The following is a 15,485-nucleotide window of genomic DNA, read 5'->3' on the forward strand; positions in this document are numbered from 1 at the left end:
GCGACGGCAGAGGACAGCGTGCGCCGGCCACTCGTGCTCCACGGTCAATTCCGTGTCGGTACGGTGCGCGTCGCCCTGGCGTGTACCCATGGGTGAGGACACGTGGGCGGGAGTGCGGGAGCGGGTGCTCCGGCTCGCCGAACGCTCCGGAGCGGACAGAGTCTTCGGGGCACAGGGGCATGGCTTTCGCCTCGGTCCGGTCATGACGACTGCCCGGCTTCGAAGCGGACTGGGGTCTCGTCTCCCTCATGCCCGAGTGTCGGCGCAAAACCGCCGCCCCGCCGACCAGGGCAAGCCATGCCGTCGGCCGCGGCGCCGGAGTGGTGACGGGGAGCGGCGTGGGGTGCGCCGAGTGTGTGAGCCATGAGGGGACCTTCCTCGCGTCGCCGGTGTCGCCCATATGACCGATATGACCGACGTCGAGAGCGGAACTCATCGCCCCTTCACCAATCGGCGGGAACGGGAACTGGTCGGCCGCTGGGCCTTCGCCGCTGACCGGCAGGTACCGGGAGGGCCGGAAGCAATGCTTCCGGGCCCTCCGTACGAGGCCGGCCTCTTCAGCGAAGAGGCCGCGGAAGCGGGCTCAGTAGGTGACGGCCACCGCCTCCGTCGCGGCGGACTCGGTGCCGTCGGCGTAGCGGACCGAGAGGCGGTAGTACACCGTGGTGGCGGACGGCTGGGTGAGGTCCCAGTACGACGAGCCGGAGTTGCTGGGCGAGGTGTTGATCAGGTCGAACTCCCCCGTCTGCGGGTTCCAGCGGCGGACGAGGATGTCGGTGGCCGGGCTGCCGTTCTCGTTCCCGGTGGTGTCGACGAAGCCCCAGGAGATGTAGCCGCTCGTACCCGCGCTCGCGAAGGAGAACGGGCCGCCGGTGGCGGGCGGGGCGGTGGGGCGGAGGTCCAGTGCGGTGACGGCGACGACGGTCGCGCCGGTCTCCGGGGCGAGCTGGTTGCCGTACTGGTCGACGCCGACGACCGCGTAGCGCGCCTCCTGTCCGTCGGCCGGCACCATGTCGTGGAACGTCGACTCCTTGATCTCCCTCGGGCGCCAGGTCGTGGGGTCCTCGACCGGGGCGTATGCCCACTGCCCGTCGGAGAGGGTGCCGCGCAGCACGCGGTAGTGGGTGAGGCCGGGGGCGTCGCTCGCGTCCCAGGAGAGGGTGACGCCGTTCTCCTCTGGGGTGGCGGTCAGTCCGGTGAGCGCGGCGGGGGCGGTCGTGTTGCCGGTGACGGCGACGGTGACCTTGTCGGAGGAGGGGCCCCCGTTTCCGGCGTGGTCCAGGGAGATGACGTAGTAGATGTACGTGGTGCCGGGAGGCGGGGCGACGTCGGTGAAGGTGGTGCCCTTCACGCCCTTGCCGACCTCCTCGGGCGCGGTGCCGGTGGTGGCCGTGGCGCGCCTCCGGAAGACCGAGTAGCCCGCGAAGTCCCTGCTGGTCCCCTCGGAAGGGTCCCAGGTCAGCATGACGCCCGCCTCGCCCTCCTCGGCCCGCAGGTTGAACGCGGTCTCCACCGGGGGTGTCTTGTCGCGCGTGTAGTACATCGCGTAGGACGAGGCGGCCGATTCGAGGCCGTGCGTGTCGACGGCGGTGACGACGTAGTAGTAGACGTCGCCGGTCTGCGGCACGGGAACGCTGTAGTAGCTGTAATACGTCGGCTCGTCGCCGCTGAGCAGGTTCTCGGGGGTGAGGGCGACGGGGAGTGTCGTCGAGCGGTACACCCGGTAGCCGACGAGGTCCGGCTCCTTGTTCTCGTCCCAGTAGAGGGTGACGCGGTCCGGGTAGTTCATGGACCAGTTCTTGTCGACGCCCTTCGGGGCGGCCGGGGCGGTCCGGTCGACAGTGGTGATACCGATGTCCGCGGTGCCCGACGAGGTGTTGCCGGCCTTGTCGTAGGCGCGGACCTCGTAGTAGTAGACGTAGCCGTCCTTCGGGACGGTCGTGTCGGTCCACGAGGTGGCCGTCGTCGTCGCGATCGGCTTCGAGGGGAAGGAGGCGCCCTTCAGCCGCCGGTACACGCGGTATCCGGCGAGATCCATCTCCTTGTTCTTGGCCCAGGAGACCTCCGTGGACGTGCTTGTCGCGTCGTACCTGACGGTGGTGCCGGTCGGGACGAGCGGCTTGACCTTGTCGACGCTCGCCGACGTGCGCGGGGCGTAGCCGAACTTGACGTTCGCGGCGCCGGTCCAGTTGACGTAGTCGACGCGGAGGCTGTGCTTGCCCTTCGGGACGGTCACGTTGACGGTCCTGGTGACCGTGGCGGAGCCGTCCTTCCACACGTCGATCTTGCGGACGCCGTCGAGATAGACGCGGATGCCGTCGCGGGCGGAGACGGTGAACGAGAAGGGCCCACCGGAGCCGAAGTCGCGGCTCATGGACCAGCGCACGCCGAACTTGTTGGCGGGCATGCCCTTGTACCCGGGCGCCCGGTTACCCCAGTTCTCGTTGATGGTGGAGTCGCAGTCCGTGCGCTTGGGCGTCCCGGAGAACGTGGTGTTCGCGTAGAACGTCCGCTTGAAGACGGGCGATGCGCAGGTCACAGCGGCGGCGGAGGCGGAGGGGGCCACACTGAGCAGGCCGCCTGCGGTGGCGAGTACGACAGCGCAGGCCGCGGCGACCGTCGTACCTCTGGGTCGGTTCATGCGTTCCTTCGGTGTGGATCGGCGGCCGAGAAATCCGGCCAACCACCATGACCCACGAAGTGGTTGCCTGGTTGTAGTGCTTGGTGTATCTGGCCCCGCGTCCCGGCAGGTGATCCTTCCTGAGGGGCTGCGGCCTTGTGGAGTCGCCCGCCCGTACCCGCCGCCCCTCGCCCCTTCCCAAAGGCGGTTCGCGGGACGGGCTCAGAACGGGCGGGTGTACGGGTGCGCCCGCACCCGGTCGTGGATCTCGCGCAGCCACGGCTGTCGCACCGTCGGCAGGCGCGCCAGCGTGTCCAGGAATATGTACGGATCCGGGCGGAGGAATTGCCAGGGGTGTGCCGGCAGCGGGTCGTCGCGCAGCACACCGTCGGGCAGTCCGCCCGTCACAGGCACCAGGGAACGTTCATCGTGGAGGGCGAGGTACGTCCACACGTCGGCGGCCAGCGGCACCGTGTCCGCGGCGCCGGGCGAGGCCCACACGCGCCCGGTACGCGGATGCCTCGGGACCAGGGCGATGTCGGGGGCCGGGTCGAGGGAGCGCAGGCCCGGTCCGTCCAGGGTCAGCCTCCTCACCGAATGGCCCGGGACGGAGGGGGCGCGCCTCCTCTTCGGCGGGCCCGGTGGGAGCAGGGCATCGAGAGCGTGACCGAAGGTGTCCGCGAGGAGACCGGCGGACATCGTCACCCGGGCGCCTGCCGAGGCCGCCAGCAGATGGGCGAGGGATGCGCCGATCGCCGCCCCCCAGCGCGGGTCCCAGGCCCCGGACTGTTCGACCGGTGGCGTGCCACCCTGCTGTTCCCGGATCAGCGTCTGCCACTCGGCCGCCGGGCGGTGGTCCGGGCCGCCGTCGACGGGGACACGGCGCACGGCGTGCGGAACGAGCCATGCCGTCTGCCAGTACGAGCAGTCGTCGACGCGGGTCGCCACCGCCCGCCCGCAGTTCGCGCAGGCCACGTTCGGGCCGTCCCGCCCGTCCAGGCCCATGCAGGAGCCACCGAGCCGGTCCGGGATCAGGGCGGTGTCGCGCAGATCGCCCGGCGCGACGACGACCGCTCCGGGCTCCCCGAAGGACAGGCCGTGAAGCGGCGCGAAGACGCCGCGGGCCGCCGCCTCGTCGGGCCCGATCTCGTTCCAGGGCCGCCACGGCGGGCCGGAGGGCTCCGGATCGACGGCGTACGTCCCCGATTCCATGAGGGCGGGGAGCAGTTGGTGCCCGCACGTCTGGCGGGCGTGGACGGGAAGCGCGACCGGTGACACGGGAGCCGTCAGGGCGGCGCCGCACCGCGCGCACACGAATACGTCGGCCATCGGTCCTCCCCCTCTGCCGGACCGATTGTCACGGCCGGACGGAAAGGAGTCCACTCACCGGAAAGGAGTCCACTCACCGGAAAGGAGTCCAGTCATCACGGCAAGGAGTCCAGTCATCGCGAAAGCCCAGGCCGTCGGCCTGGGCTCTGCATCATCGGATACGCCGGTGGGCGGCTCGTGGCGCGGTCAGCCGACCCTGCGGACCGGGCTGATCTCCAGCTTGGTGCCGTCCGGGTCGTCGCTCGCGGGCAGGCTGCCGGCCGGCCAGGAGACGGTGACGGACTTGGTCTCGTTCGGCGGCGTGACCACGATCTTGGTCGGGCGGATACCGGAACCACCGGAGTTGTTGATGGGGAAGTAGATGTTGAAGGCCGCCAGGTCGCCCGTCTTGATGACGTCGCGGCCCGTGGCGTCGCCGTTACGGTCCAGGGAGATCGAGGAACCGTCGGCCGTCTTGAGGTCGGCGCCGGCAAAGCCGTTCACGACGCAGTCGCCGCCGGTGTTCTTGAAACTGACGGTCACCACTCCCTCCTTCTTGTCGGTGGTGTTGTCGGCGGCCTCGACCTGGAGCGCGTCGGTGCGGCAGGCGCCCGCCTTGGCGTCGCCCGTGCCCTTCCCGGCGGAGGAACCGGAGCCGGAGGAGCCGGAAGAGCCGGAGCCGGAGGAGCCCGCGGACTCCTTGGACCCCGAGCCGGAGGTACCTGTCGAGTTCGAAGATCCCGTGTTCTGGCCCGCCGAGGAGGCGGCCGGGGCGGCGGCACCATCGGCGTCGTCGCCGTTGCATGCGGTGAGCGAGAACGCCGCGGCCAGACCGATGGCGGCGACGACAGTCTTACGAGCACGCTTGCCGAACATTTCTCTTCCCTCTGCCGAATTGATGGACGCACCGATTTTCGCGACAAGGAAATGTATACAGAGAGTCCGGTCACGGAACGATCCAGGGTATGTTCGCGTTCTGTCACCAGAATTCTTCGGCGCGCCGACTTGACCTGAGCAGGGGGTTTCCGCTGGTCGCGGCAGGGCAGCGCCACCCTCGGCAGCCACCGAAGGCCCTCCGGCGCTGCCACGCAAAGATTCCGGAACAGGAGGCAGGAATTCCTCTTTCGACCCTCGACCGGATATCCATGGCTTGTGAAATATTCGCGAATCGACGCGTCGGATTTCGCGAACGAACCAGCGCTGGCACACACATCTCGCGCACATGCACGGATCCCGGCTGAGTATTCGGACTCACGATCGACCCTGCATCCGTCGGCCAGGCTGTTCCCAACCGCCCACAGGGAGACAGACCATGCGCACGTTCACCCGGCCCCGGCGCCGTCACGCATCCGTCGCGGGCCCCAGGCCGACCGTACTGACCGCACTGACCGCGTTGGCCGCTGCGGCACTGCTCACCGGCTGCTCGTTCGAGGACAGCATCTGCGGCGACGGCGAGTACCCGGTCATGACCGTCGGCGCCACCGGCAGCGCGTGCGTGCCGAACGACGAGCAGCCGCCGAAGGGGTACGTCCGCTACCCGGAGGGAAAGGTCCCGAAGCACGTCGACGACAAGTGGGACAAGTACTGGCGAACCCACACCGTCGACGAGAACGGCACGATCATCACCGTTTCCGAGCCGGGCTGATCGACCCGCCGCAGTCGGCGGAGTTCAGGAGATGACGACGGGCTCGCCGCTCAGCGCCACTCCCGCGCGGCGGAGCTCGTTCAACGCGGTGCCGGTGGTGTCGGCGTGCCGCTCGGCTCTTCCTCGGCCTCCCGGACCGTCACGGTCGGCCGGTCGGCGGCGGCGACGAGGTCGGCGAAGGACACGGGCCGGGTCGGCGGCAGGTCCGGGTCCGGCGGCGGGACGCTCGCGGCATCGGCGGCGAGCCCGTCGAGCGCCAGGTCGAGATGGCGGTGGAGGAGTCCGCCGTCGGCGTCGAGGCGGGACAGCCCACCGGGAAGGGGGCGGGACAGCCGGATCGAGAGCAGCACCAGGTCGCCCATGCCGATGTCGCGGCGGAGCCGGCCGGCCCGGTGCGCGGCGTCGATCAGGCCCTCCACCGCGTGCACGGCGCCGGTCCGGACGCGTACCAGCTCCTCGTCGACCACGAGTCCTTCGAGCAGCACGAGGATCACCGCGCCCGCCCGCAGGTCCGCCGCCGCGTGCACGAACCGGCGCACGGCCTCGAAGGCGTCACCGTCCCCCGCCGCGGCCTCCTCGGCCGCCGTCTCCAGACAGGACAGCAGGTCACCGGTCAGATCCCGGACCAGCGCCTCCCGGTCCGCGTATCGCCGGTACAGCGTGCCCGGCCCCACCCCGGCCCGGCGCACGATCAGGTCCAGGGGCGCGTCCAGGCCGCGCTCCAGGAACACCTCACGGGCCGCGTCGAGAATCCGCCGTCTGCTGCGCGCCGCATCCGACCGCACGGCTCACCGCCCTTCCTGATCACCACCCTCCGAATCAATCGGAGAGTTTCTCTCCGCTATGATCCCCCCTCAGTAAGGAGGAAATTTCTCCGGTTGTGAGCGCCGCGCAGTGCGCGCAGCGGCGCAAGGGGCATGTCATGAGTGGTGCAATGACCGTCCGGACCGTGATCGACGGCATCGAGCGCACGCGGGACGACATCCGCCGGTGGGAGCTGGAGCGCTCCCGTGCGGCGCTCACCCTGCTCAAGGACCGGCTCGGCGACGAGCGGATGCGCGAACTGCCGGCCCCGGACCTCCGGGCCGCGGACCGGGCGATGGCACCGCTGCCGGAGGCATCGGGCGGGGCATGGCGGTTCCGCCGTGACCGAGATGGAGTTCGAGGGGGATCGACGCCGACAGGTTCCTGACCTGGTCAGGGCAAGCTCGCGAGCGGCGACCGGATCGCACTGCTGACGGCCGACCCGGAGCACTACCTCGCCGACCCCTCGGACGGCGTGGTCGAGATCGTCGAGACCATCGGCTCCGGGCCGCTGCGCCGCTTCCTCGCCTTCCACGAAGGCCTGCCGACCGAGGGCGAGGGGTACGGGACGCACCCGGTCCGGATCGGCGGCACCGGCAGGCTCGCCGACGGCACCGAGGTGGTGCGGGTCATGCACGAGTTCCGGGACGGGCCGCGCGGCCTGTGCGTACGGCTGACGATCCAGTTCCCCGCGAGCGCGCCGGAGCACGTCTTCACCGGCCGCCAGTGGCACTTCGCGTGCGAGTTCCTCAACCGGGCGGAGGCCGCCCACGCGGCGACCGGGGCCACCGCCGCCGCGCGACCCCGCGATCCCCGCGGCCTCGGGACTCGCGCCCCCGTGATCACATGACCACGTGACCTCGCCACCCCGCGACCTGGCCGCATCCGCGACCGTCACACCACCGCGTCCGCCGCGCCGGCCGCCGGAGATCCAGCACCCCGAATTTCCGTCAGGTTCAGGTCACATGCCCGGCCATGCCCCACAGAACGGGACATGGCCGGGCCAACCGCGCCGATGGGGGCGCCGGTTCCGACCCCTTATGTGAACATTCCGCGCCAAGAGTGCAACTGGCCTGGCGGTCTTGACATTTACCCGAGAGCCCGATGCTAAGATCATCTTACTTCCAGTGGGCTGATGGCATGTGGGGGCATTCCGGGAGGAATGAATTCCTCGGCCCCACTTTCGGAGGGGCCTTCCCCGCGTGACCCGACCGTGGCTCGACCAGCCCGGACCACGGGGCTCATGAGGGAGCGTCAAGCCGTTTCCACAGCCATGGCACTTGAAGTGAGTCTCATGACATTTGTACAGGGCCCGCTCTTCTGGGCGCTGGTTGTCGTAGCACTGGTCGCCGTCGGCGCCGTTCTGCGGGCTCGTAAGACCAATATCGGGCTTCGCAGACAAAACTCCCAACTCCGTGGCGAGCGCGACGCGCTGCAACGGCAACGGGACGAACTCCACGCCGCCCATACCGGTCTGCTGCACCGACAGACCTCCGAACTCGCCGAGGTCCGCAAGGACGCCGAGGAGGAGACCAAGGCCGTCCTGAAGGCGGCCGTCCGTACCCTCCAGGGGCTCGCGGACGAGCAGCAGGTGGTCATCGAGAACGCCCAGAAGAAGTACGGCGACGACCCCGGCATGCTCGCCGACCTGATGGCCATCGACCACGCCAACAGCCAGCTCGGGCGCCGCGCCCAGGGCATCGCGGTGCTGTGCGGCGGCTGGCTCGGTCGCCGCGAAACCTCCGCCTCCGTCTTCGACGTGGCCCGCAGCGCCCAGGGACGTATCCGGCACTTCGACCGGGTCCGGGTCAACGGCCAGGTGAACTTCTCGGTGGTCAGCAAGGCCGTGGAGCCGGTCGCGGTGGTCCTCGCCGAGCTGCTGGCCAACGCCACCAACTACTCCGCCCCCGGCACCCCGGTCGAGATCAACATCCAGGCCGTGCCGAAGGGCGTCTGTCTCATCGTCGACGACGCGGGCCTCGGCATGGGCCAGGAGGAGAAGGACCGCGCGTCGGCCCTCCTCGCCCCCCAGGCCGCGATCAGCGTGTCCAGCCTGGGCATTCCGCCGCAGTTCGGGTTCGCCGTGTCCGGTGTGCTGGCCGCCCGCTACGGCTTCAAGGTCTCGGTGGACTCCGTTTCCCCCTATGGAGGTGTGCGCGCGGTGGTCCTGCTGCCCGACGAGCTGCTCACCGCCGACGCGCCCGCTCCCGCGCCGGCCGAGGCGGCCCCGGCCGCCCACGACCCCGGGGTGTCGACGCTGCCACGCCGCCCGGTGGCCGCACCGGCCCCGACCCCGCTGTTCCCGCCGGCCCCGCAGTCGGCCACCGCCCCTCAGCCCGCGGCGCCCTTCACCACTGCGGGTGGTCTGCCCAAGCGTCGTCGCAAGAGCCCGGTGTCGGTAGTGCCGTCGGCCGAGCCCGCGCCGGTCCGCAGCAACGAGGAAACGGCTTCCCGTCTGGGTGCGTTCCAACGTGGAACCCGGTCCGGACGTGACACGACGACGATGGAAGGACCCGAGATCCAGTGAACCCCGATCTTTCCTGGGTGCTCAACGATGTGCTCCAGGTACCCGGAGCGCGGCACGCGATCCTCGTCTCCGCCGACGGTCTGCTGCTGGCCAACTCCAGCGAGATCGGCCGGGACGACGCGGAGACCGTGGCGGCGGCGATGAGCTCCATGCAGTCGCTGAGCCGCGCCGTCGCGCCGTTCATCGGGGCCCAGACCCCCGGGCGCTGGCGCCAGACACTTCTGGAGTACGAGCACGGCTGGATCTTCCTGATCGCCGCCGGGACCGGTGCCTACCTGGCCGCGGCCGCCGCGGCCGACGTGGACATGGAAGCCATGTCGTTCCGCATGCAGCAGCAGGTCACCGCGCTGGGGAAGGCGATGACCACTCCTCCCCGCCTGAACGCCGGAAGCGACATATGACGGCCCCGGGCGAGGAGCAGTCGGTCAACAGCGGGTTCGTCCGTTCCTACGTCATCACCGGAGGACGCGGGCTGCCCGACGCGGAGAACCTCTCCCTCGTCACCCTCGTCACCATCGCCCCCGACCGGCAGCCGCCGCCGAACCCCAGCCCCGAGGTCAGGGCCATCTGGGAGCTGTGTTCGGGCGGGTATCTGTCGGTGGCCGAGGTCGCGGGCCGTCTGGGGCTGCCCGTCGGAGTGGCGCGTCTGCTGCTCAACGATTTAGCGGAACAGGGTCATCTGATGCGCCGCAAGGCGCCGCCGCCGGCTCAGCTCGTTGACAGGAAGATCCTCGAAGAGGTGTTGCATGGACTCCACGTCCGGTTCGGCTGAGAACATCTATGTGTCGGACGCGGTGCGGCGTGCGGCGAAGATCCTCGTCGTCGGACACTTCGCCGTGGGCAAGACGACGCTCATCGGCACCCTCTCCGAGATCACTCCGCTGCGCACCGAGGAGCGGATGACGCAGGCCAGCGAGCACGTCGACGACCTGCGCGGCGCGCCCGACAAGGTCACCACGACGGTCGCGCTGGACTTCGGCCGACTGACCCTCAGCGACGAACTGGTGCTGTATCTGTTCGGTACGCCGGGCCAGCAGCGATTCGTCGAACTGTGGGAGGACATGGCGCGCGGCTCGCTGGGCGCGCTGCTCCTCGTCGACCCGGCCCGGCTGGCCGACACCTTCCCGGTGATCGACCTGGTCGAGACGTACGGGCTGGAGTACGCGGTCGCGGTCAACAGCTTCGACCCTTACTCCCAGCATGCCGAGGAGGAGCTGCGCGAGGCCCTCGACCTGCTGCCGGACACCCCGGTCGTCTACTGCGACGCCCGGGACGAGAAGTCGTCCGCACAGGCCCTGATCACGCTGGTGCAGCACCTTCTCGCGCGCGTGGCCTGAGCCGGCCACCGGTGCCGGCGGGCGTCCCCGCCACCCGTCGCGGTGGGCGTCCCACCGCGTGGCCGGCCCGCCTTCCGGCGCCTTTGGGCCCGGACAGCGGGCCGGCCCCCGCTCCGACCACCGCCCTCCGATACGGGTGGCCGAGCCCCCATCTCCGTCCGTCGTGCGGGCCCATCGGCCCGCGTTCACATCGAGGAATCAACATGGACTCGTCGCCGGGAGCCACCCCGTACAACGCCCCCAGCGGGTGCCCGATGCACGGTGAGCGCCAGACGTCGCTCTACGGGCCGGAGTTCGCGGCCGATCCGCAGCGCGTGTACGACGCGTTCCGCGCACACGGGCCCGCCGCCCCGATCGAGCTGGCCCCCGGCGTCGACGCCACCCTGGTCGTGCAGCACGAGGCCGCGCTCCGGGTGCTGCAGAACCCCTCGTACTTCGCCCGCGACTCGCGGCGGTGGGCGGCGCTCCGGGAAGGGCGCATCGCGCTCGACAGCCCGGTACTGCCCATGATGGCGTACCGGCCGAACTGCCTGTTCACGGACGGCACCGAGCACCTGCGGCTGCGCAAGGCGGTCACCGAGAGCCTCGCCAGGCTCAACACCACCCGGCTGAGCCGGGACGTCGAGCGCATCGCCGACTACCTGATCGACCAGTTCATCGAGCGCGGCTCCGCCGACCTGCTGGGCGACTACGCCAAGCTGCTGCCGCTGCTGCTCTTCAACCAGCTTTTCGGCTGCCCCGGCGACATCGGCGACCGACTGACCCGCGGCATGTCCGGGATCTTCGACGGCGAGGACGTGCTGCGGGCCAACGCGGAGCTGACCGAGAGCCTGATGGAGCTGGTCGCGCTCAAGCGGCGGCAGCCCGGTGAGGACATCACCTCCTGGCTCATCCAGCACCCGGCCGGCCTGCGGGACGAGGAGCTGAAGGACCAGCTCGTCATGCTGATGGGCGCGGGCATCGAGCCGGAGCGCAATCTCATCGCCAACGCGCTGCTGCTCCTGTTGTCCGAGGACGCGGGCAGCGCGCAGCGGCGCGGCACCGGGATGCTGGTCGAGGACGCCCTCGACGACGTGCTCTGGAACAACCCGCCGATCGCCAACTACGCGACGCACTACCCCGTCCAGGACATGGACCTGGGCGGCGTGACGCTGAAGGCGGACACGCCCGTACTGATCAGCTTCGCCGCCGCGAACACCGACCCGGCGCTCACCGACGCCCGCCAGACCCTGAGCAAGGGCGCCCATCTGGCCTGGGGCGCCGGCCCGCACGTCTGCCCGGCGAAGTCCCCGGCCCAGCTCATCGCCCTCACCGCGATCGAGCGGGTCCTCAACAGCGTTCCGGACCTGACCCTCGCCATTCCGGCCACCGGCGTCGAATGGCGTCCGGGCCCGTTCCACCGCGCCCTGGTGTCGCTGCCCGTACGATTCAGCCCGAGTGCGCCGCGCCGGGTCGCGAACGTGCCGAGCACCACGGCCGCTTCGCCCGTGTCACCCCGCGTCTCCCCTCTTGACGACGTCACCACGACGCGCCACGACACCGGGGAGCCCCAGAAGAGGCACAAGGGCTGGTGGAGTTCCTTCCTGGACGTCTTCCGGGTGTGAGCGCGGACGGCGGGGAGCGGACCGCTCCCCGCGATCCGCGACCCGTGCAACGGTCCGGGTTCGCGCAACGGTCCGTGATCCGCGGTACGATCCCGCGATCCGAGTCCGGATACCGGTCGGAAACTTCCGGCCGCCGACTTCCGAAAAAACTCGGCTCCCGGCGACCGGAATCAGCCGACTTTCGCGCATAACTTGCCTTTTCCGAAAAGGGTATTGGGCACCACTCGGCATATGACAAGAGGTCACGAGGGCATTTCTCTGTGACAGGAGCAACAGGCACGGGGGCTTGGCGAACATATACGGAGGGGTAGGTTCTGGCCGTAACCATGAGCCCGGATCAAGGAACTCTGTGTGAGCGCTGCAAGTGGTACCGAAAGGCCCGCCGACGACCGCCGTGCCCTCATCTCTCTGATACGGCGTCTCAAATCACCAGAGGGACAGGCGGATCCCTACGGCCTGCTCGCCGAGGTGAGGGCCATGGGGGACGTCGTGCGCGCCCCCTGGGACGCGTATTTCGTCACGGGCTTCGACACATGCAGTGAGGTGCTCCGCGGCCGCAACTGGCTGGCACCGGACTTCGCCTGGCAGGAACGCCAGGGCGACCCCGAGCGCTGGGGGGCGGTCGCCACGCAGGAGATGACCAAGACGCTCTCCCGCCTCAACGCCCCGGAGCACACCTGCCAGCGCCGCAGCCTCGGCAACCTCTTCGACCGCTCGACCATCCAGCGGCTGACACCGGTCATCGAGGAGCACAGCGCCCGCCTGCTCGACGACCTGACCGAGAAACTGCGCTGGGGCGAGGCCGACTTCGTCAGCACGGTCAGCGAGCAGCTGCCCATCAGCACCATCGGCTCCTGGCTGGGTGTCCCGGCCGCGGACCACCCGCACATCCTGGAGATCACCCACAACCAGGTGCACGCCCAGGAACTGCTCCCCACCAAGAGCGAACTCGCCGTGTCCGCCGAGGCGACCGGGCACCTGCGCGCCTACTTCACCGAGATGGTGCGGCAGCGGCGCGCGAAGCCCGGCAACGACATCCTGACCGGCTGGATCCACCACTGGGACGCGCGGGAACCCGACCGCGAGACGGCCGACGAGATTCTCTACCGTCTCACCATGTTCGTCACCATCGCCTCGCTGGAGACCACCGCGACGCTGCTGTCGGCCATGGTGGGGCTGCTGCTCGGGGAGCCCGGCCGGTGGGCGTGGCTCAGGGAGAACCCCGGGCACATCGACGCGGCGGTCGACGAGGTGCTGCGGTACGACCCGCCCATCCAGATCAACACCCGGGTCGCCGCCGAGGACACCGTCCTGGCCGGTGTCCCGATCGCGAAGGACAGCATGGTCCACGTCATGTACGGCGCCGCCAACCACGACCCGCGGCGCACCGAGAACCCGGACGCCTTCGACATCGAGCGCCGCGGCACCCATCTCACCTTCGGCGGCGGGGTGCATTACTGCCTGGGGGCGGCCCTCGCCCGGCTGGAGGCCCGCACGCTCCTCATCCAGCTGCTGGAACGTTTCCCCACCCTGCGGGTCACGACACCGCCCGTGTACGCGTCCCGACTGGTCTTCCGGCGCGTGACCTCGATGGGCGTGTCGATATGAAGCTCTCGCTCTCGGAGCGCCTGTCCGGGTACCGGCGGCCGCGCACGGTCCGCACCCTGCGCGAGGGCCCGGTCCTGCGCGTGGAACTCGACCGCCCCGAGTCGGGCAACGCCGTCAACGAGGAGATGCTGGACGACCTGCTCGCGATCCTGACCGCTCCGGACCCCGAGGTCCGGGTGCTGGTGCTCAGCGCGGCCGGGGACGACTTCTCCCTCGGCGGGGACCGCAACGAGTTCGCGGACTGGCTCGAGGAGGACCAGGAGGGCCGGGGCATCCGGATCGCGGGCGACAAGGCCCGCCGCGTCTGCGAACTGCTCTCGACCAGCCGGATCGTCACCATCGCCCGGGTCCAGGGCAAGGCGATCGGCGCGGGGATGGCCCTGGCGCTCGCCTGCGACCTGCGGGTCGGTGCCGAGACCGCCAGTTTCCGGCTGCCGGAACTGGCGCTCGGCCTGCCCACCGCCTGGGGCGGCATGCTGCCGCGGCTGATCCATGAACTGGGCGCCGCCCGGACCCGTGAGATCATCCTGACCGGACGGCCCATCGGCGCCGCCGAGGCGTACGAGCTGTCGGTCCTCCAGCGCGTCGTCCCCGAGGACGAACTCGACGCCGCCGTCACCGCGTGGGCCAAGCCCGTCGCGCGCCGCCCGGAGTCCGCGGTGCGGATCACGAAGGCCCTGCTCAACTCGTACATGGCCGCGAACCGGATGGCCGATCCCGCGGTCCTGGACTCCGAACTCATGGCCGCGGTCGCCGCCGCGAGCAGGCGGGCCCGGGACGCCGGGGAGAGCGCGGCGGGCGCGGCGCCGGTGCGCTGAGCCCCCGTACAACGTCCGTGCGGCGGTGACGCCGACAGCGTCCGTACGACAATCGGCCGACGCCGCACCGCGTCCGTACGACATCGGCGCGACGCCGCACCGGTGCGTACGACGTCGGCGTGACGTCGTACCGGTGCGTGCGACGTCGGCGTGACGCCGTGCCGCCGTCCGTACGTCATCCGCGCGGCGCCCGCGTGACGTTCGTGGCACGTTGGTCGGGCGTCCGGCGCTTCCATACCGCGCCACGCTGTGACATGAGTCACCGACGAGTCACTGGAACCTCCCTGCGGCGCCGGACAGCCGGGGGAGGTGAGCACACACATGCGTACCCGGGACAAGGGCCGGGGACCCGAGCGCGTTCGCCGAGCAGGACGAGACGAGCGGCGAGCGCATGGAGACGTCAAGCCGCGCAGAACTCGTTTCCCTCGGGGTCCCGCATGAGCCACCAGCGCCCGGCGGGCCCCTTGTCGACCTCCTGGACACGGGTCGCTCCCAGGCCCTCCAGCCGGGCCACCAGTGCGTCGAGGCCGCCGGGTTCGCCGTGGACGTCGATGTGCAGACGGTTCTTGCCGGACTTGCCCTCGGGCACGTCCTGGAAGAGCAGCCGTCGGCCGCGCCCCACCCCGCTGGTCGCGTCGAACGGGTCCTCGGGGTGGCGGATCGCGGCGTAACCGCGGAAGGTCCTGCGTCCGCCGTGCTCGACGATCGCGTTCTCGTCGATCCGGCCCGCCGCCAGCAGCCGCTCGACCAGAGCGCTGGGATCCTCCACCTCGTACTCCAGGGCCGCGGCCCAGAAGTCCGCGAGAGCCGACGCGTTCGCGCTGTCGATGACCAGTTTCCAACCCAATGCCATGTAACCGATTTTATCGGTTACACCGTGCCTCCACAACCGGACTCGAACCTGATTCGGACCTGATTCGGACCTGACTCGAACCGGATTCACGGAGCGCCCACCGTTTCGCCTCGTCATCCTGTGCGCCCGTCGGCCGTCCTGCGCGAGGGGGAGGACGGACATGCCGCGTACTGCGGCGACAGTACGCAGGAGTCCATGCAGGTGAACGACGACGATGACGCCCCCGTTCACGAAGGATCGAGGTATTCCTCCGGCCCCGCCGTGCGTCCGACGTGCCACCGGCGTGCACTGTCACGCCCGGGCACGGGCCGTGTGCACCGGTCCGCGTACGGCCCGCGCACGGCCCGTGCGGGCCACATGT

At 70.3% G+C, this 15,485-nt stretch carries 15 protein-coding genes; 10 read left to right on the plus strand and 5 right to left on the minus strand.

Translation table 11 applies throughout. The features are described 5' to 3' along the window. Positions 1-583: 583 nt before the first annotated feature. From ACFYY6_RS20635 to ACFYY6_RS20645, 3 genes are all read right to left on the minus strand, one after another. Positions 584-2,641, minus strand: coding sequence for a PA14 domain-containing protein (locus ACFYY6_RS20635; protein WP_389194519.1), 2,058 nt, complete (start codon positions 2,639-2,641; stop codon positions 584-586). 201 nt (positions 2,642-2,842) lie between these two features. Further along, entirely contained in the window at positions 2,843-3,949 is a 1,107-nt protein-coding gene (locus tag ACFYY6_RS20640) for a hypothetical protein (RefSeq protein WP_389194522.1), read from the minus strand. 186 nt (positions 3,950-4,135) lie between these two features. Next, positions 4,136-4,804: a DUF4232 domain-containing protein gene (locus tag ACFYY6_RS20645; RefSeq protein WP_351630844.1), complete on the minus strand. Its 669-nt coding sequence runs from the start codon at positions 4,802-4,804 to the stop codon at positions 4,136-4,138. 436 nt (positions 4,805-5,240) lie between these two features. On the opposite strand from ACFYY6_RS20645, the gene ACFYY6_RS20650 reads away from it, so the two are divergent. Next, positions 5,241-5,573 (plus strand): SCO0607 family lipoprotein, encoded by a 333-nt coding sequence (locus ACFYY6_RS20650; protein ID WP_351630841.1) that lies wholly within the window; start codon positions 5,241-5,243, stop codon positions 5,571-5,573. 80 nt (positions 5,574-5,653) lie between these two features. Here ACFYY6_RS20650 and ACFYY6_RS20655 read toward each other — a convergent pair whose 3' ends face one another. Then, positions 5,654-6,358, minus strand: a complete 705-nt coding sequence (locus ACFYY6_RS20655) for a helix-turn-helix domain-containing protein (RefSeq protein WP_388651584.1) — start codon at positions 6,356-6,358, stop codon at positions 5,654-5,656. Positions 6,359-6,495: 137 nt separating this feature from the next. Here ACFYY6_RS20655 and ACFYY6_RS20660 point away from each other — a divergent pair, with 137 nt between their 5' ends. The 9 genes from ACFYY6_RS20660 (at position 6,496) to ACFYY6_RS20700 (ending at position 14,271) form a co-directional block, all read left to right on the plus strand. Continuing rightward, positions 6,496-6,765 (plus strand): hypothetical protein, encoded by a 270-nt coding sequence (locus tag ACFYY6_RS20660; protein ID WP_386609005.1) that lies wholly within the window; start codon positions 6,496-6,498, stop codon positions 6,763-6,765. Positions 6,766-6,852: 87 nt separating this feature from the next. Continuing rightward, positions 6,853-7,227: a hypothetical protein gene (locus tag ACFYY6_RS20665; RefSeq protein WP_389194525.1), complete on the plus strand. Its 375-nt coding sequence runs from the start codon at positions 6,853-6,855 to the stop codon at positions 7,225-7,227. Positions 7,228-7,671: 444 nt separating this feature from the next. After that, entirely contained in the window at positions 7,672-8,904 is a 1,233-nt protein-coding gene (locus tag ACFYY6_RS20670; protein ID WP_351517667.1) for an ATP-binding protein, read from the plus strand. Beyond that, complete coding sequence (locus tag ACFYY6_RS20675; RefSeq protein ID WP_073789056.1) at positions 8,901-9,305, plus strand: roadblock/LC7 domain-containing protein; 405 nt, start codon at positions 8,901-8,903, stop codon at positions 9,303-9,305. The genes ACFYY6_RS20670 and ACFYY6_RS20675 overlap by 4 nt, the downstream gene beginning before the upstream one ends. Further along, positions 9,302-9,676: a DUF742 domain-containing protein gene (locus ACFYY6_RS20680; RefSeq protein ID WP_351517666.1), complete on the plus strand. Its 375-nt coding sequence runs from the start codon at positions 9,302-9,304 to the stop codon at positions 9,674-9,676. The genes ACFYY6_RS20675 and ACFYY6_RS20680 overlap by 4 nt, the downstream gene beginning before the upstream one ends. After that, entirely contained in the window at positions 9,651-10,241 is a 591-nt protein-coding gene (locus ACFYY6_RS20685; RefSeq protein WP_073789060.1) for an ATP/GTP-binding protein, read from the plus strand. The genes ACFYY6_RS20680 and ACFYY6_RS20685 overlap by 26 nt, the downstream gene beginning before the upstream one ends. A 203-nt stretch (positions 10,242-10,444) precedes the next feature. Next, on the plus strand, positions 10,445-11,845 hold the full coding sequence (locus tag ACFYY6_RS20690; protein ID WP_351517665.1) for a cytochrome P450: 1,401 nt from the start codon (positions 10,445-10,447) through the stop codon (positions 11,843-11,845). A 477-nt stretch (positions 11,846-12,322) separates the two neighbouring features. Beyond that, entirely contained in the window at positions 12,323-13,453 is a 1,131-nt protein-coding gene (locus tag ACFYY6_RS20695; RefSeq protein ID WP_351630883.1) for a cytochrome P450, read from the plus strand. Beyond that, positions 13,450-14,271: an enoyl-CoA hydratase/isomerase family protein gene (locus tag ACFYY6_RS20700; RefSeq protein ID WP_351630828.1), complete on the plus strand. Its 822-nt coding sequence runs from the start codon at positions 13,450-13,452 to the stop codon at positions 14,269-14,271. The genes ACFYY6_RS20695 and ACFYY6_RS20700 overlap by 4 nt, the downstream gene beginning before the upstream one ends. Before the next feature lie 400 nt (positions 14,272-14,671). Here ACFYY6_RS20700 and ACFYY6_RS20705 read toward each other — a convergent pair whose 3' ends face one another. Then, on the minus strand, positions 14,672-15,124 hold the full coding sequence (locus tag ACFYY6_RS20705; protein WP_351517662.1) for a VOC family protein: 453 nt from the start codon (positions 15,122-15,124) through the stop codon (positions 14,672-14,674). Between the last annotated feature and the right edge of the window lie 361 nt (positions 15,125-15,485).

The sequence above is a fragment of the Streptomyces sp. NPDC001750 genome, assembly GCF_042892615.1.
Classification (GTDB): Bacteria; Actinomycetota; Actinomycetes; order Streptomycetales; family Streptomycetaceae; genus Streptomyces.